This window comes from Flavobacterium daejeonense DSM 17708 (genome assembly GCF_000425425.1).
Classification (GTDB): domain Bacteria; phylum Bacteroidota; class Bacteroidia; order Flavobacteriales; family Flavobacteriaceae; genus Flavobacterium; species Flavobacterium daejeonense.
Genome location: NZ_AUDK01000019.1, coordinates 68,554 through 89,268 on the forward strand (window position 1 = coordinate 68,554; position 20,715 = coordinate 89,268).

A 20,715-nucleotide genomic window follows, 5' to 3' on the forward strand; every position below is an offset into this window, starting at 1 on the left:
CAGGATTTTACAGTCCGAATTCCCTCCTTGAGGAGGGTAGGGAGGTGTAAGTTGTGTGAAAATAGGTCAATTGTTTAAAATGATTTCTCGTAACTTTCATTCTTTTTTCAAAAATATCATTTTTTAGCGAGCTTATTTCTTTTCGGATTTAAATATTCTTTGTGAAATTTCTGTTGATAATCTGTTTCAGAGAAAGTGTTTGCTTGGATTAATTGTATTAAATTTGCGTACTATCCTTTTAAAATAAACAGCAATGAATATCAAAAAACACGTTCCTAACAGTATTACATTACTTAATCTTTTTTGTGGTTGTATAGCGTTGGTTTTTGTGAGTAATCAGGATTTTGAAATTGCTTTTTTCTTTGTGGCTTTAGGGATTTTCTTTGATTTTTTTGATGGTTTCTTTGCGCGAATGTTCAAGGTTACCGGTGAATTAGGATTACAATTGGATTCACTGGCCGATATGGTAACCAGCGGTGTTGTTCCGGGTTATGTGATGTATTATTTGTTGTTAAACAGTCAGCACGAAATCTGCGATTGCATGTTTTTTCCCTTTTTAGGTTTTATCATTACAATGGGTTCCTGTTATCGTTTGGCTTTTTTTAATATCGATACCCGTCAGTCAGAATCATTTATTGGTTTGCCTACTCCGGCAAATTCCCTGTTTATGTTAAGTTTGCCTTTGGTGCTTAAATATTCGGATTCCTTGTTTATTTTAGAATTATTGACTAATCAATGGGTTTTGTTGCTGATTACGGCTTTTAGTGCTTTTATTTTAAATGCCGAAATTCCTTTGTTTTCTTTAAAAATTAAGAAGTTTACTTTGAAAGATAATTGGCTGCAAATTGCTTTTATCACCCTGTCTGTTTTATTGGTATTGTTTTTTCAATATGCGGGTGTTCCTTTGGTGATTATCAGTTATGTGTTGTTGTCGGTATTGAATAATAGGGTTTCTCTGGATGGCAAAACAAAATAACCGACGAAGAACCACTCCTTCCCGAAAGTCTAAAAAGAAAACTTCGGTACTACAAAAAAAGGTAATTCAGTTCCTGACAGTAGCCTTACTGTTGTTGATTGGCTTCGGAATTATTTATCATTATCGAAATGGTTTGGCCTATTATTTTAGTTTTAAAACCAATAAGACTCTGGATAAGGCAGCGAAGGAAAAACGACTTTCGGATGTTCGTAATTATCAGGTTTTAGAAAAGAACGAATCCAAAGCCATTGGTATTGATGTTTCGGAATATCAGGATGAAATCGATTGGGATGAGGTGAAAACCTTGGATGATGATTATCAATTGTCTTTTGTTTTTATTCGCGCCACTGTTGGCAACGACCGATTAGACAAACGATTTGAGGAAAATTGGCTTCAGGCCAAAGAAAACAAGCTGATTCGCGGTGCTTATCATTATTATCGTCCTAATGAAAATTCGTTGGAACAGGCTGAGCTTTTTATCAAAACGGTTCGTTTGGAAAAAGGCGATTTGCCACCCGTTTTGGATATTGAACGTTTACCGGAAAATCAGTCTATGGAACGATTGAAATTAGGATTAAGACGTTGGCTGACTAAAATAGAAGCGCATTATAAAGTAAAACCGATTATTTACACCGGAGAACGTTATTATGATGATTTTCTCAAAAAAGAATTCTCCGATTATTTATTTTGGATTGCCAATTATAATTTTTACCGTGAAAAAATGGAAGAAGATTGGTTGTTTTGGCAATTTACCGAAAAAGCCTCTGTTTCAGGAATAAAAGGCAATGTAGATGTCAATATCTTTAATGGTGATTTAGAGCAATTGCAGTTTATTACAAAAGAATAAATTATTTTTTTCTTAGTATTGTAAATGTAACTAATAGAAAAAAAAGTAACATCCCGATAAAAAATAATACTGATTTTCTGTTGGCAAAATTAACAGTCCAACCCATCCATTCTTTTTTCTTAGGAGGGAAAATGCGTTTGTCCCTTTGGGTTGTAATAAAACATTCCCCAGATCCAGTTTTTAGGGTCGTTAGACCATTGATCTAAAGTTTCTTTACTAGGTTTTTTATCCTGGTTCATTTGTTTTACTTTCTAAAATCTGCCAGCTGCTTTCTGAAATCTAGAACTCTAACTTCTTCTTTCTTAATTCAAAATTTTGTCCCAGATACACTCTTCTTACCATTTCGTCTTCAACTAGTTCTTCCGGTTTCCCGGCTTTTAGAATTCCGCCTTCAAACATCAGGTAGGTTTTGTCAGTAATCGCCAGTGTTTCCTGAACATTGTGGTCGGTAATCAGGATTCCGATATTTTTGTTTTTTAACTGCGCAACAATTCGTTGGATATCCTCAACAGCAACCGGGTCAACTCCTGCAAATGGTTCGTCTAACAGAATGAATTTTGGATCCGTTGCCAAACAGCGTGCAATTTCAGTACGACGACGTTCTCCTCCGGATAATAAATCCCCGCGGTTGGTTCGGATGTGTTCCAAGCTGAATTCGGCAATCAGACTTTCCATTTTGGCAATTTGGGCTTCTTTGGAAAGTTTGGTCAATTGCAAAACACTTAAAATGTTGTCTTCAATGCTTAATTTTCTAAAAACCGAAGCTTCCTGAGCCAGATAACCAATTCCCTGTTGTGCTCTTTTGTACATCGGGAAATGCGTAATGTCAGTATCATCAAGATGGATGTTTCCGGCATTAGGTTTTACCAATCCCACAATCATATAAAAAGAAGTGGTTTTACCGGCTCCGTTTGGTCCAAGTAAACCTACAATTTCCCCTTGGTTCACTTCTACCGAAATGCCTTTTACAACACTTCTTCCTTTGTATGTTTTTACTAAATTATCGGCTCTTAAAATCATCTTGTGTTGGTTTTTTGACTCACTGTATAGCTGTTTCTTCGACAAATTAACGAATAACCCAATAAACAAATAGCGATATTAACAATTAATTATTCTTTTCTTTTTTAGAAACAAAAACAGAAATGAAAATACTGGCTTCATAGATTAACAGCATTGGTATGGCTACAATGGTTTGGCTTACTACGTCTGGCGGAGTTACAATAGCAGCTACAATCAAAACGATTATGATGGCGTATTTTCTGTATTTTCTTAAGAAATCAGGAGTTACTAATCCTAATTTGCTTAAGAAATAAATAATTATTGGTAATTCAAAAAATAATCCGCTGGCAATCATCGAGGTTTTTACCATTCCCATATAGGAATCCAGGGTGAATTGATTGATTACTGTTGGACTAATGGTGAAAGTAGCCACGAAATTAACCGACATTGGGATAACCACAAAATACCCAAAAACAACTCCTAAAAAGAATAATAACGATGAAAAAAAGATGAAAATTTTAGCATTCTTTTTTTCGTTATTATAAAGTGCCGGACTGATAAATTTCCAAATTTCCCATAAAATATAAGGGAAAGCGAGGATAAAACCAAAAAGGATACACATCCAGATGAAAACATTGACCTGACCTTCCATTTCGGTATTTTGAATGATAAAAGGCATTTCGGTAATGCAAATGCTGTCGGCAAAACCTAGGCTGTGTGATAATTCACAGAAATAAACATAGGTAAAAAAACTTGGTCTTGTTGGGCCAAAAATAACCGTGTCAAATAAATAATCGCTAATCAAATAAGCAAAAAATGACATGATAAGTATAGCAACAGTACTTCGGACTAATAACCATCTTAAATCTTCCAGATGGTCTAAAAACGACATTTCGTTTATATTTTTTTTTGCCATTATAGGATTCCTTCTTTTAGTATATCGTGTAGGTGTAAAACGCCTTTATATACTCCGTTGTCAATTACAATAAGTTGGGTTATGGAATGGTTTTCCAAAATTTGCAAAGCGTCAATAGCCATTGTTTCTGATGAAGTCGATTTTGGGTTTCGACTCATGATGTCTTTAGCGGTCAAATCGGTAAAGCTGTCTCTGTCGTTCAGCATTCTACGAATGTCTCCATCGGTAATGATTCCTGTTACGGTGTCATTTTCAATTACGGCAGTAACACCGAGTCTTTTTTCGGAAATTTCGAAAATAACTTTTTTTACCGGAGTGTCCGGAGTTACTATTGGTTTTTGATTGTGTTCGATTAAATCTTTTACTTTTAGCAGTAATTTTTTTCCTAAAGCACCTCCCGGGTGGTATTTGGCAAAATCTTCCGGTTTGAAATCGCGCATTTCCATTAAACAAACTGCCAGAGCATCGCCCATAACCAATTGGGCTGTGGTGCTGTTAGTAGGTGCCAAATTTATGGGGCAGGCTTCCATATCAACAGTAGTGTTTAGAACGAAATCGGAACCTTTTGCGAGAGCCGAATTACTGTTGCCGCTGATTCCAATGAGCGGATTTCCGTCTCTTTTTAATAACGGAATGAGTGCTTTGATTTCGGGACTGTTTCCGCTTTTAGAAATGCAAATAATCACATCGTTTTTCTGAATCATTCCTAAATCGCCGTGAATGGCTTCGGCAGCATGCAAAAACATGGACGGAGTTCCTGTGGAGTTAAAAGTAGCTACCATTTTTTGACCGATAATAGCGCTTTTTCCAATGCCGGTAACGACTAAGCGACCTTTTGATTGAAAGATTATTTCTACAGCTTTTGAAAAACTTTCATCTAAGTAATCGATTAATTTTACAATTGCTTCACTTTCAGATAGAATCGTTTTTTTGGCAATGGCCAATATATTTTCTTTGGATGTCAAAACAGAATGTTTAAAATTTGTGTGTGAAAAAGAAATTTGTATCTTTATGTGATGCAAATTTATACAAAATACCAGATAATAAAGAATGAATTCAAACGAAATTGATATCCATAAAGAATTAAAGAAATATTTCGGCTTTAGTCAATTTAAAGGGTTACAGGAGCAGGTGGTGACAAGCCTTCTCAAAAAACAAAATACTTTTGTTATCATGCCCACAGGTGGAGGGAAATCGTTGTGTTATCAGCTGCCTGCTTTAATTCAGGAAGGAACTGCAGTAGTAGTTTCTCCATTAATTGCCTTAATGAAAAATCAGGTTGATGCAATAAGGAGTTTGTCTTCAGAGAATGGCATCGCCCATGTTTTAAATTCTTCACTTACCAAAACGGAAATTGCTCAGGTAAAAAAAGATATTACTTCCGGATTAACTAAATTATTGTATGTTGCTCCCGAGTCTTTAACAAAAGAAGAAAATGTGACTTTTTTAAAAAGTGTCCCTATTTCTTTTGTGGCTATTGACGAAGCACACTGTATCTCGGAATGGGGGCATGATTTCAGACCCGAATACCGAAATCTGAAAAATATTATCAAACAAATCGGGGATGTGCCGGTGATTGGACTTACAGCGACGGCTACTCCAAAAGTTCAGGAGGATATTTTGAAAAATTTGGATATGGCCAATGCGGTTACGTTTAAAGCGTCTTTTAACCGTCCTAATTTGTTTTATGAAGTACGTACTAAAACCAAGAATGTTGAATCAGATATTATTCGTTTTATTCGTCAGCATAAAGGAAAATCAGGTGTTATTTATTGTCTGAGCCGTAAAAAGGTAGAAGCAATTGCCGAGGTTTTGAAAGTAAACGGAATCAGTGCGGTTCCGTATCATGCCGGATTGGATGCTAAAACCAGAGCCAAACATCAGGATATGTTTTTGATGGAAGATGTAGAAGTGGTGGTGGCAACCATTGCTTTTGGAATGGGAATTGATAAACCTGATGTGCGTTTTGTAATTCACCATGATATTCCAAAATCTCTGGAAAGTTATTATCAGGAAACCGGTCGTGCCGGCCGTGATGGAGGTGAAGGACATTGCTTGGCTTATTATTCCTATAAAGACGTAGAAAAATTAGAGAAATTCATGTCGGGAAAACCAGTTGCCGAACAGGAAATAGGTTTTGCCTTGTTGCAGGAAGTGGTGGCTTATGCCGAAACTTCGATGTCCAGAAGAAAATTTTTACTCCATTATTTTGGTGAAGAATTTGACAGCGAAACCGGAGAAGGGGCCGATATGGACGACAATGTGAAAAATCCTAAAACCAAAGTAGAAGCCAAAAATGAAGTGGTAAAACTTTTAGAAGTTGTTCGGGATACGAAACATTTATACAAGTCCAAAGAAATTGTTTTTACTTTAATAGGTCGTGTAAACGCTGTAATTAAAGCACATCGTACGGATTCACAATCTTTTTTTGGTTGTGGTGCCGAACATGACGAAAAATATTGGATGGCTTTGTTGAGGCAAATTTTGGTTGAAGGCTATTTGTCAAAAGATATTGAAACTTATGGTATTGTAAAAATCACTCAAAAAGGATTGGATTTTATTGCGAATCCCACTTCTTTTATGATGTCTGAAGATCATGAATATACCGATGCTGACGATGAAACAGTGGTAGCTGCTTCTAAGTCCGGAGGAACTGCCGATGAAGCATTGATGGAAATGCTGCGCGATTTGCGTAAAAAAGTTGCTAAGAAATTAGGTGTTCCTCCGTTTGTGGTTTTTCAGGAACCTTCTTTAGAAGATATGGCTTTGAAATATCCGGTTACTTTGGCGGAATTAACTAATATTCATGGTGTTGGAGAAGGAAAAGCTAAGAAATATGGAGCGGAATTTGTAGCTTTAATCAGTCGTTATGTTGAGGATAATGATATTATCCGACCGGATGATTTGGTGGTGAAATCCACGGGAACCAATTCGGCGAATAAATTGTATATTATTCAAAATATTGACAGAAAGCTGCCTTTGGATGATATAGCTAAAGCAAAAGGTATGACGATGGATGCTTTGATTAAAGAGATGGAGCAGATTGTGTATTCCGGAACCAAGCTCAATATCAAATATTGGATTGACGATATGCTGGACGAAGATCAGCAGGAAGAAATTCATGATTATTTCATGGAATCAGCCACAGATAAAATTGAAGAAGCTTTAAAAGAATTTGATGGCGATTACGATATTGATGAGTTACGATTGATGCGTATTAAATTCATCAGCGAAGTAGCGAATTAGATTTTAGATTGCAGACTTTAGATTTCAGATTGATTCCTTTTAAAGTGTTAATCTGAATTTTTTTTTGCCTTCTGTCTTCTTCTTTCTGAGTTCAGCCTTCTAAAAAAAATCTGAGCTCTATTCGGTAAAAAGTTCTCCGCGATGAGGTTTTAATACATCTCTTATCTGAATCATGTTTTCATCCGTGACAACCATAAAAGCAATGGCGTACATTTCGTCATAAATTTCAAATCCCGTGATGTTTAACGGAAGTTTTTCTATAATGATGTATTCTTTTAAATGAATTTCGTGATGTTCGGCGGTTTTGGCGGAAGCAGGTCCGCGAAAATCCCAAATCAATTTTATTTTTCTGGACATTTTTTTAAAGTTGTAAAGATTTTGAGTAGCAAAGGTACAAAGTCTCTTTTGAAAATGAATAATCTGCTTATGAGTTTGGATGTTCCTAATGCTTCGGGAGTGAACCGTCTTGGAATGTCATTTCAAAATAGTATTTTTGCAGCTTCTTTTCCATTGAAAGAAAAGCCAATTATTATAAAAATACCATGCCCAAAGAACTTTTACTTCAGGTAAGTCCGGAAATTGCTGCCAATGAATCTTTGTTGAGAGATTATTTGTCCAAACAAATAAAAGTAGCTGTTTCCGAAATTCAATATGTCGTTATTTTGAAGCGCTCTATTGACGCTCGTCAAAAAGCGATTAAAATCAATTTGAAAGTTCTTATTTATTTGCAAGGTGAAACTTTTCAGGAGCAGATTTCTCAACTTCCGGATTATCCTAATGTTTCGAATGAGCAGGAGATAATTGTAGTAGGAGCAGGGCCTGCGGGGCTTTTTGCTGCTTTGCAGTTGATTGATTTAGGGTTGAAGCCTATAGTAATTGAAAGAGGGAAAGAGGTAAGAGGTCGTCGCCGTGATTTGAAAGCGATTAATCGGGATCATATTGTAAATGAGGATTCTAATTATTGTTTTGGGGAAGGAGGTGCCGGAACTTATTCGGATGGAAAATTATATACCCGTTCTAAAAAACGTGGCGATGTGAACCGAATATTGGAATTATTGGTAGCTTTTGGTGCTACTCCGGATATTTTGGTAGAAGCACATCCGCATATTGGAACCAATAAATTACCTAAAATTATCGAAGACATTCGTGAAAAAATTAAAGAATGTGGTGGTCAGGTTTTGTTTGAAACCCGGGTGACGGATATTTTGGTAAAGAATAATGAAGTGGAAGGAGTTGTAACTCAAAACGGTGACAAAATTTTAGCTAACAAACTGATTTTGGCTACCGGACATTCAGCCAGAGATATTTTTGAATTATTAGATCGAAAAAAAATACTGATTGAAGCCAAACCTTTTGCATTGGGTGTTCGTGCCGAGCATCCGCAGACGTTAATTGACAGTATTCAATATAGTTGCGATTTTAGAGGCGAATTGCTGCCGCCTGCACCTTACAGTATAGTGAAACAGGTAGGAGGAAGAGGAATGTATTCGTTTTGTATGTGTCCCGGAGGAGTTATTGCACCTTGCGCCACCAGTCCGGGAGAAGTGGTTACCAATGGTTGGTCACCGTCTAAAAGAGATCAGGCAACGGCTAATTCCGGAATTGTTGTCGAATTGAAATTAGAAGATTTTAAGCCTTTTGCGAAGTTTGGAGCTTTGGCAGGAATGGAATTCCAAAAAAGTATCGAGCAAAAAGCCTGGCATTTGGCTGGGAAAACACAGCAGGTTCCGGCTCAAAAAATGATTGATTTTACGCAGGCTAAAGTTTCTAAAGAAATTCCGAAAACTTCTTATGTTCCGGGGACTGCTTCGGTAGAACTGGGGCAGGTTTTTCCAGGTTTTTTAACGCAAATTATGCGTCAGGGATTTACGGAATTTGGAAAGTCGATGAAAGGTTATCTCACTAATGAAGCAATTTTGCATGCGCCGGAATCCCGAACTTCTTCGCCGGTGCGTATTCCAAGAGACGGAATTACATTAGAGCATTTGCAAATAAAAGGTTTGTATCCTTGCGGTGAAGGAGCCGGTTATGCGGGAGGAATTATTTCAGCGGCGATTGATGGTGAAAAATGTGCTTTGAAAATTGGTGAAGCTTTAAATAAAAAACCTCGAATTGTAACTTAATTCGAGGTTCTGCATTTTAGACACGAATTACACTTATTTACACTAATGTTTAGTTTTAATGTAACGAATCAGTGATATTAGGTATAAAGTTCGTGTAATTTATAAGTTTATGAATCTGTGCTAATTTGTGAAATTTGTGTCAGTTTTCTATTTTGAAGAGTAGTTGTTACTTCTTTTTCAAATGGTTTTTAAAAACCTTTTCAAATTTTTCCAATTTGGGTTGGATGACCAGTCGGCAATACGGTTTATTTTTATTGTATTCATAATAATCCTGATGGTAATCTTCGGCTTCATAGAAGTTTTTAAAAGGTTCAATTTTTGTAACTATCGGACTGTTATAAACTTTGTTTTTATTTAATTCGTTAATGATTTCCTGAGCTGTTTTTCGTTGGGATTCATTACTGTAAAAAATAACCGAACGGTATTGAGTGCCTACATCGGCTCCCTGACGATTTAAAGTAGTAGGGTCGTGAACGGTAAAAAATACTTTCAGGATTTCATCCAGATTAGTTTTCGTTTTATCATAAGTAATTTGTACCACTTCGACGTGACCGGTTTTTCCGGTGCAAACCGCTTCGTAACTCGGATTTTTTACTGTTCCTCCGGAAAATCCGGAAACTACTGTTTTTACTCCGTCCAAATTTTCAAAAATGGCTTCAATACACCAGTAGCAGCCCCCTCCTAATGTTATGGTTTCGAGATTAGAATTTGCTGCCGGTTTTTTTTGGCTGAAAGCACTTAGTGAGATTAGTAAAATAATTAAAAATGACTTTTTCATGTGGATTTGATTGAGTGGTTTATTGGTTATCCGGAACAAAATCAAGTGCAATGGAATTCATGCAATATCTTTTTCCGGTAGGAGGAGGACCGTCGTCAAAAAGATGGCCTAAATGCCCGCCACATCTGCCGCAAAGTGCTTCAATTCGTTCCATATTATAAGAGAAATCGTTTTTAAAAACGATGCTTTTTTTGTTTTCCTGTTCAAAGAAACTTGGCCAGCCGCAACTGCTGGAAAATTTAGCTGTAGAACGGAATAATTTATTGCCACAGGCAGCGCAATAATAGGTTCCTTTTTCATCGGTATTCCAATATTTTCCGGTAAAAGCTCTTTCGGTTTCAGCTTCGCGCATGACTAAATAAACGTCTTCGGGAAGTACTTTTTTCCATTCGGCGTCCGTTAAATTAAGTTTGGTGGTGTCGGTATTGGAATAATAAGGATTTCCCGGTTTGTTGATTTGGTTGTTCGTAATGACAGCTTTCTCTTCCGGTAATTTTTTGTTTTGTCCGCAGGCGGTAACAATGAAAAACGATAAGAAAAAGAATACATTAATAAGGGTGTTCGTTTTCATAATTATGTTTTTGTTTTTGAAGTTTAGTGTTAATGCAAAGATAACGAGCAAATTGGCTAAATATGATGTGAACTTTGTAATTTAACGGCTATTTAGGTGTTGTTTAACGTTTGATTATCATATACGTTTAAGATTGTCGTTTGGTTTTTGGTTTAGTTTATTAATTCGAAAGAGAACGTTAAAGGCTGTTTGTTTCCTTATCTTTTTTGTATTTTTGTCTGGCTATAAAAGAATATGACAGAAGAAAACGTAATACTGGTTAATGAAAAAGATGAGCCAATTGGGTTAATGCCAAAATTAGAAGCTCATGAAAAAGCGGTATTACACCGTGCCTTTTCGGTTTTTATTTTAAATGAAAAGAATCAATTGATGTTGCAACAACGGGCACATCATAAATACCATTCTCCATTGTTGTGGACTAATACCTGCTGCAGTCATCAGCGGGAAGGTGAAAGCAATCTTCAGGCCGGAAACCGAAGGCTGATGGAAGAAATGGGGTTTCAGGCCGAATTAAAAGAATTGTTTCATTTTATTTACAAGGCTCCGTTTGATAATGGGTTAACCGAGCATGAACTGGATCATGTGATGATTGGGTATTACAATGAAAATCCGGTAATTAATCCTGAGGAGGTGGAAGCCTGGAAATGGATGGATATTGAGGCTGTAAAAGAAGATATTTCGGTTCATCCGGAGCTTTATACAGTTTGGTTTAAGATTATTTTTGAAGAATTTTATCATTATCTGGAAGAACATAAAGTTTAAAAATTGGTTTTAAAACAGGATTATGAAAGTAACTATTAGTAGAAAAGCCCATTTTAATGCTGCTCATCGTTTGTATCGAAAAGACTGGACGTTTGAGCAAAATGATGCTGTATTTGGAAAATGCAATAATCCTAATTTTCATGGTCATAACTATGAGTTGGTGGTGAGTGTTACCGGAGCTGTTAATCCGGAAACCGGTTTTGTGATGGATGCTAAAATTTTGGCGGATATTATCAAAATAGAAATAGAAGATGCTTTTGACCATAAAAACCTGAATTTGGATGTCGCCGAATTTGAGAATCTGAATCCAACTGCCGAAAATATTGCTGTTGTAATTTGGAATAAAATCAGAAAAAGAATTGAATCTAAATTTGAATTAGAAGTTGTTCTTTATGAAACTCCCCGAAATTTTGTAACCTACAAAGGATTGTGATGGCTTTAAAAGAAGGAGATTGCATTCCGGATTTTACAGCTAAAGATGCTGAGGGAAACTTGTTTGACAGTCGGTCAGTTATTGGTCAAAAAACAGCAATTATTTATTTTTACCCTAAAGATGATACACCTCAATGTACCGCTCAGGCTTGCGGTTTTCGGGATAATTATTCTGAATTTTTAAATTTAGATGTTGCCGTAATTGGAATTTCTTCGGATGATGTGGCTTCACATCGTAATTTTTCTCAAAAATATAATTTGCCTTTTATTTTATTGTCGGATGCAGATCAGTCTGTTAGAAAACTATTTGGTGTGCCTTCCGGATTTTTTGGGTTATTGCCGGGGAGAGTTACTTATTTAGTTGATAAAGCCGGAGTGATTCAAATGGTATTTGAAAGTATGAACGGGATGAAGCATGTTCGTAAAATGTTAGAGAAAATGGTAAAATAGTCTATAAGATTGAATAAAAAGTACTTGTTTTTAAAGACTTGGGTGCTTTATATTTGACTTTGAAAATAAAAACACTACACTAAAAATAAATTTAAAAATGAAGAATGTCTATCCGTTACAGTTTGTACCCATTTTGAAAGAGCGAATCTGGGGAGGAGAAAAATTAAAAACGGTTTTAAATAAGTCGATTGAATCGGTTACTACCGGAGAAAGTTGGGAGTTGTCTGCGGTTGAAGGTGATGTAAGCGTGGTAGCTAACGGAGCATTGAAAGGGCGCACTTTAATGCAATTGATTGATGAATCACCTAATGAAATTTTAGGGACTGCGGTTTATCAAAAATTTGGAAAACAATTCCCGTTATTGTTTAAATATTTAGATGCACGCGAAGATTTGTCGATTCAGGTGCATCCTAATGATGAATTAGCAAAGGAGCGTCATAATTCTTTTGGGAAAACCGAAATGTGGTACATTATGCAGGCTGATGCAGATGCACGCATTATTGTTGGATTTAAAGAAAAATCAAATGCGGAAGAATATGTTTCGAATCTAAAAAATAAAAGGTTGCTTTCTATTCTTGATGCTGTAAAAGTAAAATCGGGGGATGTTTTCTTTTTGGAAACCGGAACTGTTCATGCAATTGGTGCCGGATTAGTTGTGGCTGAAATTCAGCAAACTTCGGATATTACCTATCGAATTTATGATTTTGACCGGGTAGATGCACAAGGAAACGAAAGAGAATTACATATTGATCAGGCTTTAGATGCGATTAATTACGATAAAGTTGACACTTATAGGCAATATGCCAAAGAAGTCAATCAATCCAATTCGGTTGTGGATTGTCCTTATTTTACAACTAATTTTATTCCATTGGATGGAGAAATTAATGTGAGTAAAAACGGGGAGACTTTTACGGTTTATATGTGTGTTGAAGGGGTGTTTGAAATAGCATATAATCAAGTGAAATACAGTTGTAAAAAAGGGGATACGGTATTGATTCCGGCTGCAATCGACTCTTTTGTGCTAAACGGAAAAGCTTCTGTTTTAGAAATTTACATTTCATAGTGACTAATAAAAAGTTTATACGTATTTTTGCAAACGCAAATTAAAATTAAATAAAATGGCAAACGTTAAGAATTTAAAGAAAGACATCAACTACGTTTTAGGGGATATTATTGAGGCAATTTACTTGTTTGAACTTTCAACTTCAGGTAAACCTACAGAAGAAACGAATAATTTGATTGATGAAGCTATTGCTGCTTTTGATAATTTAATCGCAAAAGTGAATGCTAAGAATGTAGAAAATAAAAAAGCACACTTCAAGCAAATTAATGCGGAATTGGAACAAACTGCAAATCAATTGATTGCTAAAATCAACGAATTGTAGTCGGTAAAAAGCGAAAAAAAGTGCAAATTTCCTTTGGAGAATTAAAATTCAGCTGTATATTTGCACCCGTAATAATGACGCCGATGTAGCTCAGCTGGCTAGAGCAGCTGATTTGTAATCAGCAGGTCGTGGGTTCGAGTCCCTCTATCGGCTCAAAAAACCATCTAAATTTTAGGTGGTTTTTTATTGAGATTTCAATAAAACATTATTACAAAAAAATGCCGATGTAGCTCAGCTGGCTAGAGCAGCTGATTTGTAATCAGCAGGTCGTGGGTTCGAGTCCCTCTATCGGCTCAGGAAAAACCATCTAACATTGTTAGGTGGTTTTTTTGTTTTTGGGCTGTTTTGGATTTTTTAGAACAAAAAAAACCGCTAAAAAAGCGGTATGTTGTTGAGAGCTATGTTGAAATTATATTTTCACCGGTTTTTCGGCAGTAAAAATAAAATAAAAACCAATCAAAATAAATGGAATACTTAGCCATTGTCCTGTAGAAAGAAGTCCTAAGGCACTTTCAAATCCGCCCTGACTTTCTTTAACTGATTCGACTACTATTCGAACAGAGAATAATAAAACCAGGAATAATCCAAATAAGAAGCCTGATTTTTTTCTGGCTTCGGTTTTCCAGTATAAGTAAAACAAAATAGCAAATACAAAAATATAGCAAAAGGCTTCGTATAGCTGTGTTGGGTGTTTTACCGGAACCTGTGCCAGTAAATTGGCAAATTTAGGATTGGTTGCAATTGCGGTATAAGCTTCTTTCGGATTAGGGATTTGTGTCAGATTTACAGCGTCGGATTTGCTGTAGTAATCATGAATAAATTTGATTCCGAAAGCAGAAGAGGTTTCTTTTCCAACGATTTCAGAATTGAAAAAATTCCCTAATCTGACAAAGATAGCGCCACAGGCAACGGCAAGAACAATGCGGTCTAAAATCCACAACAAAGGTTTTTTCAGAATGTTTTTGCTGTAAAAATACATCGCAACAATAATGGATATTGCTGCTCCGTGACTTGCTAATCCCTGATAGCCTGTAAATTCAAATTTAGGGGTGAATCGGAAAGGTAATATGATTTCAGATAAGTGGTTTCGGAAATATTCCCAATCGTAAAAGAAAACATGTCCCAATCGGGCGCCAATCAGTGTGGCAAGAACACTCCATACAAATAAGGAGTCCAGTTTTTCTAGGGATTCATTTTCGCGTTCGAAAACGTTTTTCATAATATACCAACCCAATCCAAATGCAATCACAAACATTAAGCTGTAATATCTAATTACAAAAAAACCTAAATCAATACCTTCGGATGGATTCCATACGATGTTTAAAGCCTGTGTCATGTAATTTTGTTTTTTTATGAATTGTAAAATTAAATATTTAAAGTAAAATGAGTACTAATGAAAGGTTAATGTTTGTGATAATCCTTTTTTTTAGGGACCGGATCGTAACCGCTTTTCCCCCAGGGATGACAGCTGAAGATTCTCTTTATTCCCAAAAATCCGCCATAAAATAAACCGTGTGTTTTTAAGGCTTCAATCATGTAGGCCGAGCAACTTGGAGTAAATCGACAAGTTGCCGGAGTCAGTGGTGAAATCACTAATTGGTAAATTCGAACCAATATTATGAATGGAAATATGATGATTTTTGAAAACATTTTTATATTTTTAGAATTCACAAAAGAAAAATATTTTCAATCTTCTTTTTTAAATTAGATGCTGAAAGTAGTCCCTTCTTTGCTGTCTTTTAATTGGATACCTAACGCAAGTAGTTGGTCTCTGATGTGGTCAGACATAGCGAAATCTTTATCCGCACGTGCTTTGTTGCGCATGTCAATCAGCATGTTAATGGTGCCTTCCAGTTTGTTGTTACTGCTGTCTGCAGCTTTTTGGTTTTCCAAACCTAAAACATCAAACACGAAAGAATGCATTGCCGATGTAAGTGTTTCTAAATCGGCAGCGGTGATGCTTTCTTTGTTGTCTTTTAATAAATTGATATAACGAACACTTTCAAATAAATGAGCGATTAAAATAGGGGTATTGAAGTCGTCATTCATAGCATCATAGCAAAGTTGTTTCCAGTTTGCAATATTTAAAGTGCTGTTTGTACTAGTTTTGATTTGTTTTAAAGTATCGATAGCTTCCATTAATCTTTTGTATCCTTTTTCGGCAGCGACAATGGCTTCGTCCGAAAAATCTAAAATGCTTCTGTAGTGCGCCTGTAACATGAAGAAACGAGCTACTGAAGCCGGGAAAGCTTTGCTTAAAATATTATTGTCACCTGTCAGGATTTCTCTGGGTAAAATATTGTTTCCGGTAGATTTGGCCATTTTTTTACCGTTTAAAGTAAGCATGTTGGCGTGCATCCAGTAATTTACCGGAGATTGCCCGGTGCAGGCCTCGTTTTGGGCAATTTCACATTCGTGATGCGGGAATTTTAAATCCATTCCGCCTCCGTGAATGTCAAAATGATTTCCCAGATATTTAGTGCTCATGGCGGTACATTCCAAATGCCAGCCAGGGAAGCCGTCGCTCCAGGGCGAAGGCCAACGCATAATGTGTTCTGGTTCGGCTTTTTTCCAAAGTGCAAAATCCTGTGGGTTTCTTTTGTCGGATTGTCCGTCTAAATCACGGGTATTAGCCAGCATGTCTTCGATATTACGACCACTAAGTTTTCCGTAATTGTTAGTTTCATTGAATTTTACCACATCAAAATAAACCGAACCATTCGTTTCGTAACCAATTCCGACATCAATAATCTTTTTGATGATTTCAATTTGCTCAATAATATGACCTGTTGCAGTAGGTTCGATACTTGGAGGCAAAAAATTAAACGCTTTCAGAATTTCGTGAAAGTCAACTGTATAACGTTGAACCACTTCCATAGGCTCTAATTGCTCTAGGCGTGCTTTTTTGGCAATTTTGTCTTCTCCTTCGTCCACATCATCTACTATGTGTCCTACGTCTGTAATGTTTCTAACATATCTCACTTTGTAGCCCAGATGAAGTAAATATCTAAAAATTACGTCAAATGACATGAAAGTTCTTAGGTTACCAAGATGTACATTACTGTAAACTGTAGGTCCGCAAACATACATTCCAATGCTACCTTCGTTTATAGGTACGAATGTTTCCTTTTCTCCTGAAAGTGAATTGTATATTTTTAGTGTTTGAGTATTGTATGAGGACATAAAGGGTGTTGTTTAATCGTTTAATTGTTGATTCGTTTATTTGCTTAATGAAGTGAATAAATGATTCAATTTTGTTCTTGTGAAATATAGTATTTCTTTAAGCTATTGATCTGATTACAAATTTTTTCTAAATTTTCTCTGCAATGAAGGTATTCTTCTTCTGTGATGTAATTAAGATCTTTTGATATTATCAGGTGATTTAATGTTTCTGTTGCAGAAGAATACGAAATCGTGAGAAAATATGCTTTGTCTTTATTGGTATTCCTCGAAGTTCCTTCGGCTATATTTGTTGCGATAGATGCTGCACTTCTTTTTATTTGAGAGGTGATACCATATATCTCACTTGATGGAAAATTAGTAGTCAATTTATAAATTGTCAAAATTAATTCTCTTGAATTTTGCCAAACATCAAGTTTTTCAAATGAAAACATGTACATATTTAATTCGATTTAACGATTAAACATACTGCAATTCAACATTAAATTAGAATTTAGTCTCTAATTTGATATAATCTAAAAATTCTCTTCGACATTGCGCTTCTTTGAATTTTCCTCCAAATTCAGAAGTTACCGTGCTGCTTTCGATATCGCTAACCCCTCTTGAATTTACACAAAGGTGTTTGGCGTCAATAACACAGGCAACATCTTCTGTACCTAAAGCTCTCTGTAATTCCTGAACAATTTGCATAGTAAGACGCTCCTGTACCTGAGGTCTTTTAGAAAAATATTCTACAATACGGTTCATTTTAGATAAACCAATTACAGTGCCGTTAGAGATGTAAGCAACATGCGCTCTACCGATAATTGGTAATAAATGGTGTTCGCAGGTTGAATAAACAATGATGTTTTTTTCAACAAGCATTTCACCGTATTTGTAACTGTTGTTAAAAGTAGAGGCTTTTGGTTTTCTGGATGGATTTAAACCACCAAAAATTTCTTTAACAAACATTTTGGCAACTCTGTTAGGAGTACCTTTTAAGCTGTCGTCAGTTAAGTCCATTCCTAAAGTTACCAGAATGTTTTCGACATCTTTTTTTATTTTTTCAATTTTTTCGTCATCCGAAATAGCAAAAGCATCTTCTCTCATCGGATTCTTTGCACTTGTACTGATGTGGTTGTCTCCTATTTCGTCGTGCGTTTCTTCGTTGTGTATCATTAAATACTACTATTATAGTGGGTGTTATTTTTAAAGGCTGTAAAGATAATTAATAAAAATCAAAGATTTTCTATCGGTTTGGATAAAAAAATAAGCTGTTTTATGGGGTAATTGTGGTATTCTTTTAAATAACAAAGACAATAACTTTAGAAGCGGTTATTGTCTTTGTTTGTATTTTTAAAAATTACTTTTATCGGGCATTATAAGTAGCTATGGCGTCTTTTAAAATATGAACTGCTCTGGTTAGGTCTTCTTTATTAAGCACATAAGCAATACGTACCTGTTTTAGTCCCATTCCCGGAGTGGAGTAAAATCCGGCTGCCGGAGCTACCATAACGGTTTCGCCATTCAAATTGTAACTTTCTAAAAGCCATTGAGCAAAAGTTTCGGTGTTATCGACCGGAAGTTCGGCAATGCAATAAAAAGCAGCTTTTGGAGGCGTTACTTTTACACCTTCAATTTTGTGTAATTCGTCAATTAAAGTATCTCTTCTGTCTTTGTATTCTTTAATAACTTCGTCAAAATAACTTTGCGGAGTGTCAATAGCAGCTTCACAGGCAATTTGCTCTATTGTTGGCGGACATAAACGCGCCTGAGCGAATTTCATTGCCGTAGCAATTACTTGTTTGTTTTTAGTAACCATACAACCAATTCGGGCGCCGCACATACTGTAGCGTTTGGAAACCGAATCTATCATAATTACATTTTGTTCCAAACCAGGTAAGTTCATTACCGAATAATGGCGGTCTTTTTCGTCATAGATGAATTCGCGGTACACTTCATCGGCAATCAGGAATAAATCGTGTTTTTTAACCAATGCTCCTAATTGTTGGATTTCGGATTCCGAATATAAATTTCCGGTTGGGTTACTTGGATTACAAATTAATATTGCCTTGGTTTTTGGTGTGATTAATTTTTCGAAAGCTTCGATAGAAGGCAGGGTAAAACCGCCCTCAAAATCGGAGTTTACAGGAATAACAGTGGCACTGGATTCTTCGGAAAAAGCATGGTAATTGGCATAAAAAGGCTCGGGAATGATAACTTCATCTCCCGGATCCATAATGCTTCCCATTGCAAATAATAAGGCTTCAGAGCCTCCGGTTGTAATCATGATGTCCGAAAAATCAACTCTTACATTTTGATTGGTATAAAACTGAGCTAATTTTTTTCGGTAACTTTCATAACCCGCCGAAGGACCGTATTCAATAATATCCATTTGGATGTTTTTGATGGCTTGCATGGCTATTTCCGGACTTTTAATATCCGGTTGACCTATATTTAAGTGATATACTTTCAGGCCTTTTTTGTTAGCTATGTCAGCAAATGGAGCCAATTTTCGAATTGGCGATTCAGGCATTTTTCGTCCTCTTATTGAAATCTCAGGCATGGTACTAAAAATTTGGTGCAAATTTGCAATTTTTTTTTTGAACTGACCTATTGATAGATTTACAATTTGAAATTTTAGTTGCTAAAAAAGAAGGATTTTTGTTAACTTTATGAAAACTGCAATTCATGAAAAAAATTATCCTGTTTTTTTTTCTCTTTGGTTTTGCAACTCCGGTGTTTTCACAACAGGGGTTTGAATTTATTAAAAATAACAGCAGCAGGATAACAATTCCCTTTCAGCTTATTAATAATCTGGTTTTTATTCCGGTTCAGGTTAACGGGGTTGAACTTCTTTTTTTGTTAGATTCCGGAGTTCAGGAAACAATTTTGTTTGGTTTTGAAGATGTTAAAGAACTCAATTTGAATCATGTTGAAAAAATAAGTATTCAGGGACTGGGAGGTAATGAGGCGGTTGAAGGACTTAAATCCTCCGGAAATGTATTGCATATTGATAAAATGCAGGCCGAAAATTATTTGTTGTATCTGATTTTAGATCCTTCGTTTAACTTGTCAAATTATGTAGGGGTTACCGTTAACGGAATTATTGGTTCGGCTGCTTTTCGGAATCATTTGGTGGCGATTGATTATGACAAGAAAAAAGTTTCCTTTTATCAGTCGGATTCCAAGTATGTGAAGAAAATTCGAAAAAAGTACAGCAGTATTCCGCTTTCGATAGAACAGGGAAAACCTTATGTTAATTCGATTGTGAAAATCAAAGAGGAAGAAGTTCCTGCCAAACTTTTAGTCGATTCCGGAAATAGTGATGCAGTGTGGCTTTTTGACCAACTTTCCAAGAAAATTGAAGTTCCCGAAAAGTATTTTGATGATTATTTGGGGCAGGGACTCAGCGGAGCTGTTGAAGGGAAAAGAGCCCGGATTGATGCATTTAAAATTGCAAATTTCCAATTTCGTTCGCCAATAGTTGCTTTTCCTAATATTCATTCTTTGAAAAATATCAGTTTGCAGCCCAATCGGTTGGGGTCGTTGGGAGGTGAAATTTTAAAACGATTCACGGTGGTTTTTGATTACAAGGGCGAAAAAATGTATTTGAAGAAAAACAAAATGTACAGAAAATCTTTTACTTATAATAAGAGTGGAATTGAAATATGGCATAGCGGAGTGCAACTGGTGAAACAATTGGTGGTAATTCCGGATAATTCCATCGTTTTGCATGCTGAAGATGTTAAGGGAGATAATACCAGAGGGAATAATTTGGGATATAAAATTAAAATGTCGTTGAAACCGGTTTATGAAATTGGGTATGTCAGGGCTAATTCGACTGCGGCTCAAAGTGGTTTGAAAACCGGAGATGTTTTGGTTTCAATCGACGGAAAAGAATGCTACAATTATTCGTTGGAAGAAATTAATGCGTTGTTGTGGTCAGAAAATGAAGTTTGGGTTGTTTTAAGGATTCTGCGGGAAGGACAACCGATGGATTTTAAATTTCAATTGAAGAATGTTTTATAAAAAAAATGCTTCCGGTAATTCAGGAAGCATTTTTATTAG

Annotated in this window: 24 protein-coding genes and 2 tRNA genes; 13 read left to right on the forward strand and 13 right to left on the reverse strand. The window is 35.9% G+C overall.

What is annotated here, in order from left to right:
* The first annotated feature begins 253 nt into the window (after nt 1-253).
* Together H599_RS0113320 and H599_RS0113325 are read left to right on the forward strand one after the other, a co-directional pair.
* Nucleotides 254-976 (forward strand): CDP-alcohol phosphatidyltransferase family protein, encoded by a 723-nt coding sequence (locus tag H599_RS0113320; protein WP_026714589.1) that lies wholly within the window; start codon nt 254-256, stop codon nt 974-976.
* The gene (locus H599_RS0113325; RefSeq protein WP_026714590.1) at nt 960-1,823 is read left to right on the forward strand and encodes a glycoside hydrolase family 25 protein; all 864 of its coding nucleotides are present in this window, start codon (nt 960-962) and stop codon (nt 1,821-1,823) included. The genes H599_RS0113320 and H599_RS0113325 overlap by 17 nt, the downstream gene beginning before the upstream one ends.
* Nucleotide 1,824: 1 nt before the next feature.
* Here the strand turns inward: H599_RS0113325 and H599_RS21235 are convergent, their stop codons facing one another.
* The 4 genes from H599_RS21235 to H599_RS0113345 form a co-directional block, all read right to left on the reverse strand.
* Nucleotides 1,825-1,980 carry a DUF5808 domain-containing protein gene (locus H599_RS21235; RefSeq protein WP_316930450.1) on the reverse strand — a complete coding sequence of 52 codons (156 nt, stop codon included), beginning with the start codon at nt 1,978-1,980 and terminating at the stop codon, nt 1,825-1,827.
* 122 nt (nt 1,981-2,102) lie between these two features.
* Nucleotides 2,103-2,843: an LPS export ABC transporter ATP-binding protein gene (lptB, locus tag H599_RS0113335; RefSeq protein WP_026714591.1), complete on the reverse strand. Its 741-nt coding sequence runs from the start codon at nt 2,841-2,843 to the stop codon at nt 2,103-2,105.
* An 85-nt stretch (nt 2,844-2,928) separates the two neighbouring features.
* Complete coding sequence (gene tatC, locus H599_RS0113340; RefSeq protein ID WP_026714592.1) at nt 2,929-3,738, reverse strand: twin-arginine translocase subunit TatC; 810 nt, start codon at nt 3,736-3,738, stop codon at nt 2,929-2,931.
* The gene (locus tag H599_RS0113345; protein WP_026714593.1) at nt 3,738-4,703 is read right to left on the reverse strand and encodes a KpsF/GutQ family sugar-phosphate isomerase; all 966 of its coding nucleotides are present in this window, start codon (nt 4,701-4,703) and stop codon (nt 3,738-3,740) included. Before H599_RS0113345 ends, tatC begins: the two co-directional genes overlap by 1 nt.
* A gap of 85 nt (nt 4,704-4,788) precedes the next feature.
* Here H599_RS0113345 and H599_RS0113350 point away from each other — a divergent pair, with 85 nt between their 5' ends.
* On the forward strand, nt 4,789-6,984 hold the full coding sequence (locus tag H599_RS0113350) for a RecQ family ATP-dependent DNA helicase (protein WP_026714594.1): 2,196 nt from the start codon (nt 4,789-4,791) through the stop codon (nt 6,982-6,984).
* A gap of 117 nt (nt 6,985-7,101) precedes the next feature.
* Here the strand turns inward: H599_RS0113350 and H599_RS0113355 are convergent, their stop codons facing one another.
* Entirely contained in the window at nt 7,102-7,341 is a 240-nt protein-coding gene (locus H599_RS0113355; protein WP_026714595.1) for a hypothetical protein, read from the reverse strand.
* A gap of 54 nt (nt 7,342-7,395) precedes the next feature.
* Between H599_RS0113355 and H599_RS20800 the strand changes: the two genes are divergently transcribed.
* Both H599_RS20800 and H599_RS0113360 read left to right on the forward strand, forming a co-directional pair.
* Nucleotides 7,396-7,554, forward strand: coding sequence for a hypothetical protein (locus H599_RS20800; RefSeq protein ID WP_155960785.1), 159 nt, complete (start codon nt 7,396-7,398; stop codon nt 7,552-7,554).
* Nucleotides 7,527-9,107, forward strand: coding sequence for an NAD(P)/FAD-dependent oxidoreductase (locus H599_RS0113360; RefSeq protein WP_026714596.1), 1,581 nt, complete (start codon nt 7,527-7,529; stop codon nt 9,105-9,107). The genes H599_RS20800 and H599_RS0113360 overlap by 28 nt, the downstream gene beginning before the upstream one ends.
* A 166-nt stretch (nt 9,108-9,273) precedes the next feature.
* Here H599_RS0113360 and msrA read toward each other — a convergent pair whose 3' ends face one another.
* Both msrA and msrB read right to left on the reverse strand, forming a co-directional pair.
* Complete coding sequence (msrA, locus tag H599_RS0113365) at nt 9,274-9,885, reverse strand: peptide-methionine (S)-S-oxide reductase MsrA (RefSeq protein ID WP_026714597.1); 612 nt, start codon at nt 9,883-9,885, stop codon at nt 9,274-9,276.
* 19 nt (nt 9,886-9,904) lie between these two features.
* The gene (gene msrB, locus H599_RS0113370; protein WP_026714598.1) at nt 9,905-10,456 is read right to left on the reverse strand and encodes a peptide-methionine (R)-S-oxide reductase MsrB; all 552 of its coding nucleotides are present in this window, start codon (nt 10,454-10,456) and stop codon (nt 9,905-9,907) included.
* Nucleotides 10,457-10,690: 234 nt separating this feature from the next.
* On the opposite strand from msrB, the gene idi reads away from it, so the two are divergent.
* The 7 genes from idi to H599_RS0113405 all read left to right on the forward strand — a co-directional run bounded on the left by idi (nt 10,691) and on the right by H599_RS0113405 (nt 13,779).
* Nucleotides 10,691-11,218, forward strand: a complete 528-nt coding sequence (idi, locus tag H599_RS0113375; RefSeq protein ID WP_026714599.1) for an isopentenyl-diphosphate Delta-isomerase — start codon at nt 10,691-10,693, stop codon at nt 11,216-11,218.
* Between the two features lie 22 nt (nt 11,219-11,240).
* Complete coding sequence (locus H599_RS0113380) at nt 11,241-11,651, forward strand: 6-pyruvoyl trahydropterin synthase family protein (protein WP_026714600.1); 411 nt, start codon at nt 11,241-11,243, stop codon at nt 11,649-11,651.
* Nucleotides 11,651-12,100, forward strand: coding sequence for a peroxiredoxin (locus H599_RS0113385; protein WP_026714601.1), 450 nt, complete (start codon nt 11,651-11,653; stop codon nt 12,098-12,100). The genes H599_RS0113380 and H599_RS0113385 overlap by 1 nt, the downstream gene beginning before the upstream one ends.
* A 97-nt stretch (nt 12,101-12,197) precedes the next feature.
* On the forward strand, nt 12,198-13,163 hold the full coding sequence (locus H599_RS0113390; RefSeq protein WP_026714602.1) for a type I phosphomannose isomerase catalytic subunit: 966 nt from the start codon (nt 12,198-12,200) through the stop codon (nt 13,161-13,163).
* 55 nt (nt 13,164-13,218) lie between these two features.
* Nucleotides 13,219-13,485: a hypothetical protein gene (locus H599_RS0113395; protein WP_026714603.1), complete on the forward strand. Its 267-nt coding sequence runs from the start codon at nt 13,219-13,221 to the stop codon at nt 13,483-13,485.
* A gap of 79 nt (nt 13,486-13,564) precedes the next feature.
* Nucleotides 13,565-13,638 (forward strand) — tRNA-Thr (locus tag H599_RS0113400).
* A gap of 67 nt (nt 13,639-13,705) precedes the next feature.
* Nucleotides 13,706-13,779, forward strand: a tRNA-Thr gene (locus H599_RS0113405).
* A gap of 115 nt (nt 13,780-13,894) precedes the next feature.
* On the opposite strand, the gene lgt is transcribed toward H599_RS0113405, so the two are convergent.
* From lgt to H599_RS0113435, 6 genes are all read right to left on the reverse strand, one after another.
* Nucleotides 13,895-14,821, reverse strand: a complete 927-nt coding sequence (lgt, locus tag H599_RS0113410) for a prolipoprotein diacylglyceryl transferase (RefSeq protein ID WP_026714604.1) — start codon at nt 14,819-14,821, stop codon at nt 13,895-13,897.
* Nucleotides 14,822-14,886: 65 nt separating this feature from the next.
* Nucleotides 14,887-15,135, reverse strand: coding sequence for a membrane protein insertion efficiency factor YidD (yidD, locus tag H599_RS0113415; protein ID WP_026714605.1), 249 nt, complete (start codon nt 15,133-15,135; stop codon nt 14,887-14,889).
* Nucleotides 15,136-15,189: 54 nt separating this feature from the next.
* Entirely contained in the window at nt 15,190-16,668 is a 1,479-nt protein-coding gene (gene cysS / locus H599_RS0113420; protein WP_026714606.1) for a cysteine--tRNA ligase, read from the reverse strand.
* A gap of 65 nt (nt 16,669-16,733) precedes the next feature.
* Complete coding sequence (locus H599_RS0113425) at nt 16,734-17,099, reverse strand: four helix bundle protein (RefSeq protein WP_394330980.1); 366 nt, start codon at nt 17,097-17,099, stop codon at nt 16,734-16,736.
* A gap of 52 nt (nt 17,100-17,151) precedes the next feature.
* On the reverse strand, nt 17,152-17,823 hold the full coding sequence (folE, locus tag H599_RS0113430) for a GTP cyclohydrolase I FolE (protein ID WP_026714608.1): 672 nt from the start codon (nt 17,821-17,823) through the stop codon (nt 17,152-17,154).
* Between the two features lie 190 nt (nt 17,824-18,013).
* The gene (locus H599_RS0113435; protein ID WP_026714609.1) at nt 18,014-19,210 is read right to left on the reverse strand and encodes a pyridoxal phosphate-dependent aminotransferase; all 1,197 of its coding nucleotides are present in this window, start codon (nt 19,208-19,210) and stop codon (nt 18,014-18,016) included.
* Between the two features lie 125 nt (nt 19,211-19,335).
* Between H599_RS0113435 and H599_RS0113445 the strand changes: the two genes are divergently transcribed.
* Nucleotides 19,336-20,676: a PDZ domain-containing protein gene (locus tag H599_RS0113445; protein WP_026714610.1), complete on the forward strand. Its 1,341-nt coding sequence runs from the start codon at nt 19,336-19,338 to the stop codon at nt 20,674-20,676.
* Nucleotides 20,677-20,715 lie beyond the last annotated feature (39 nt).

Coding starts and splice junctions, on each gene's coding strand:
- H599_RS0113320 (WP_026714589.1), top strand. CDS start 254: ATGAATATCAAAAAACACGTTCCTAACAGTATTACATTACTTAATCTT.
- H599_RS0113325 (WP_026714590.1), top strand. CDS start 960: ATGGCAAAACAAAATAACCGACGAAGAACCACTCCTTCCCGAAAGTCT.
- lptB (WP_026714591.1), bottom strand. CDS start 2,843: ATGATTTTAAGAGCCGATAATTTAGTAAAAACATACAAAGGAAGAAGT.
- tatC (WP_026714592.1), bottom strand. CDS start 3,738: ATGGCAAAAAAAAATATAAACGAAATGTCGTTTTTAGACCATCTGGAA.
- H599_RS0113350 (WP_026714594.1), top strand. CDS start 4,789: ATGAATTCAAACGAAATTGATATCCATAAAGAATTAAAGAAATATTTC.
- H599_RS0113355 (WP_026714595.1), bottom strand. CDS start 7,341: ATGTCCAGAAAAATAAAATTGATTTGGGATTTTCGCGGACCTGCTTCC.
- H599_RS20800 (WP_155960785.1), top strand. CDS start 7,396: ATGAATAATCTGCTTATGAGTTTGGATGTTCCTAATGCTTCGGGAGTG.
- H599_RS0113360 (WP_026714596.1), top strand. CDS start 7,527: ATGCCCAAAGAACTTTTACTTCAGGTAAGTCCGGAAATTGCTGCCAAT.
- msrA (WP_026714597.1), bottom strand. CDS start 9,885: ATGAAAAAGTCATTTTTAATTATTTTACTAATCTCACTAAGTGCTTTC.
- msrB (WP_026714598.1), bottom strand. CDS start 10,456: ATGAAAACGAACACCCTTATTAATGTATTCTTTTTCTTATCGTTTTTC.
- idi (WP_026714599.1), top strand. CDS start 10,691: ATGACAGAAGAAAACGTAATACTGGTTAATGAAAAAGATGAGCCAATT.
- H599_RS0113380 (WP_026714600.1), top strand. CDS start 11,241: ATGAAAGTAACTATTAGTAGAAAAGCCCATTTTAATGCTGCTCATCGT.
- H599_RS0113385 (WP_026714601.1), top strand. CDS start 11,651: ATGGCTTTAAAAGAAGGAGATTGCATTCCGGATTTTACAGCTAAAGAT.
- H599_RS0113390 (WP_026714602.1), top strand. CDS start 12,198: ATGAAGAATGTCTATCCGTTACAGTTTGTACCCATTTTGAAAGAGCGA.
- H599_RS0113395 (WP_026714603.1), top strand. CDS start 13,219: ATGGCAAACGTTAAGAATTTAAAGAAAGACATCAACTACGTTTTAGGG.
- lgt (WP_026714604.1), bottom strand. CDS start 14,821: ATGACACAGGCTTTAAACATCGTATGGAATCCATCCGAAGGTATTGAT.
- yidD (WP_026714605.1), bottom strand. CDS start 15,135: ATGTTTTCAAAAATCATCATATTTCCATTCATAATATTGGTTCGAATT.
- cysS (WP_026714606.1), bottom strand. CDS start 16,668: ATGTCCTCATACAATACTCAAACACTAAAAATATACAATTCACTTTCA.
- H599_RS0113425 (WP_394330980.1), bottom strand. CDS start 17,099: ATGTTTTCATTTGAAAAACTTGATGTTTGGCAAAATTCAAGAGAATTA.
- folE (WP_026714608.1), bottom strand. CDS start 17,823: ATGATACACAACGAAGAAACGCACGACGAAATAGGAGACAACCACATC.
- H599_RS0113435 (WP_026714609.1), bottom strand. CDS start 19,210: ATGCCTGAGATTTCAATAAGAGGACGAAAAATGCCTGAATCGCCAATT.
- H599_RS0113445 (WP_026714610.1), top strand. CDS start 19,336: ATGAAAAAAATTATCCTGTTTTTTTTTCTCTTTGGTTTTGCAACTCCG.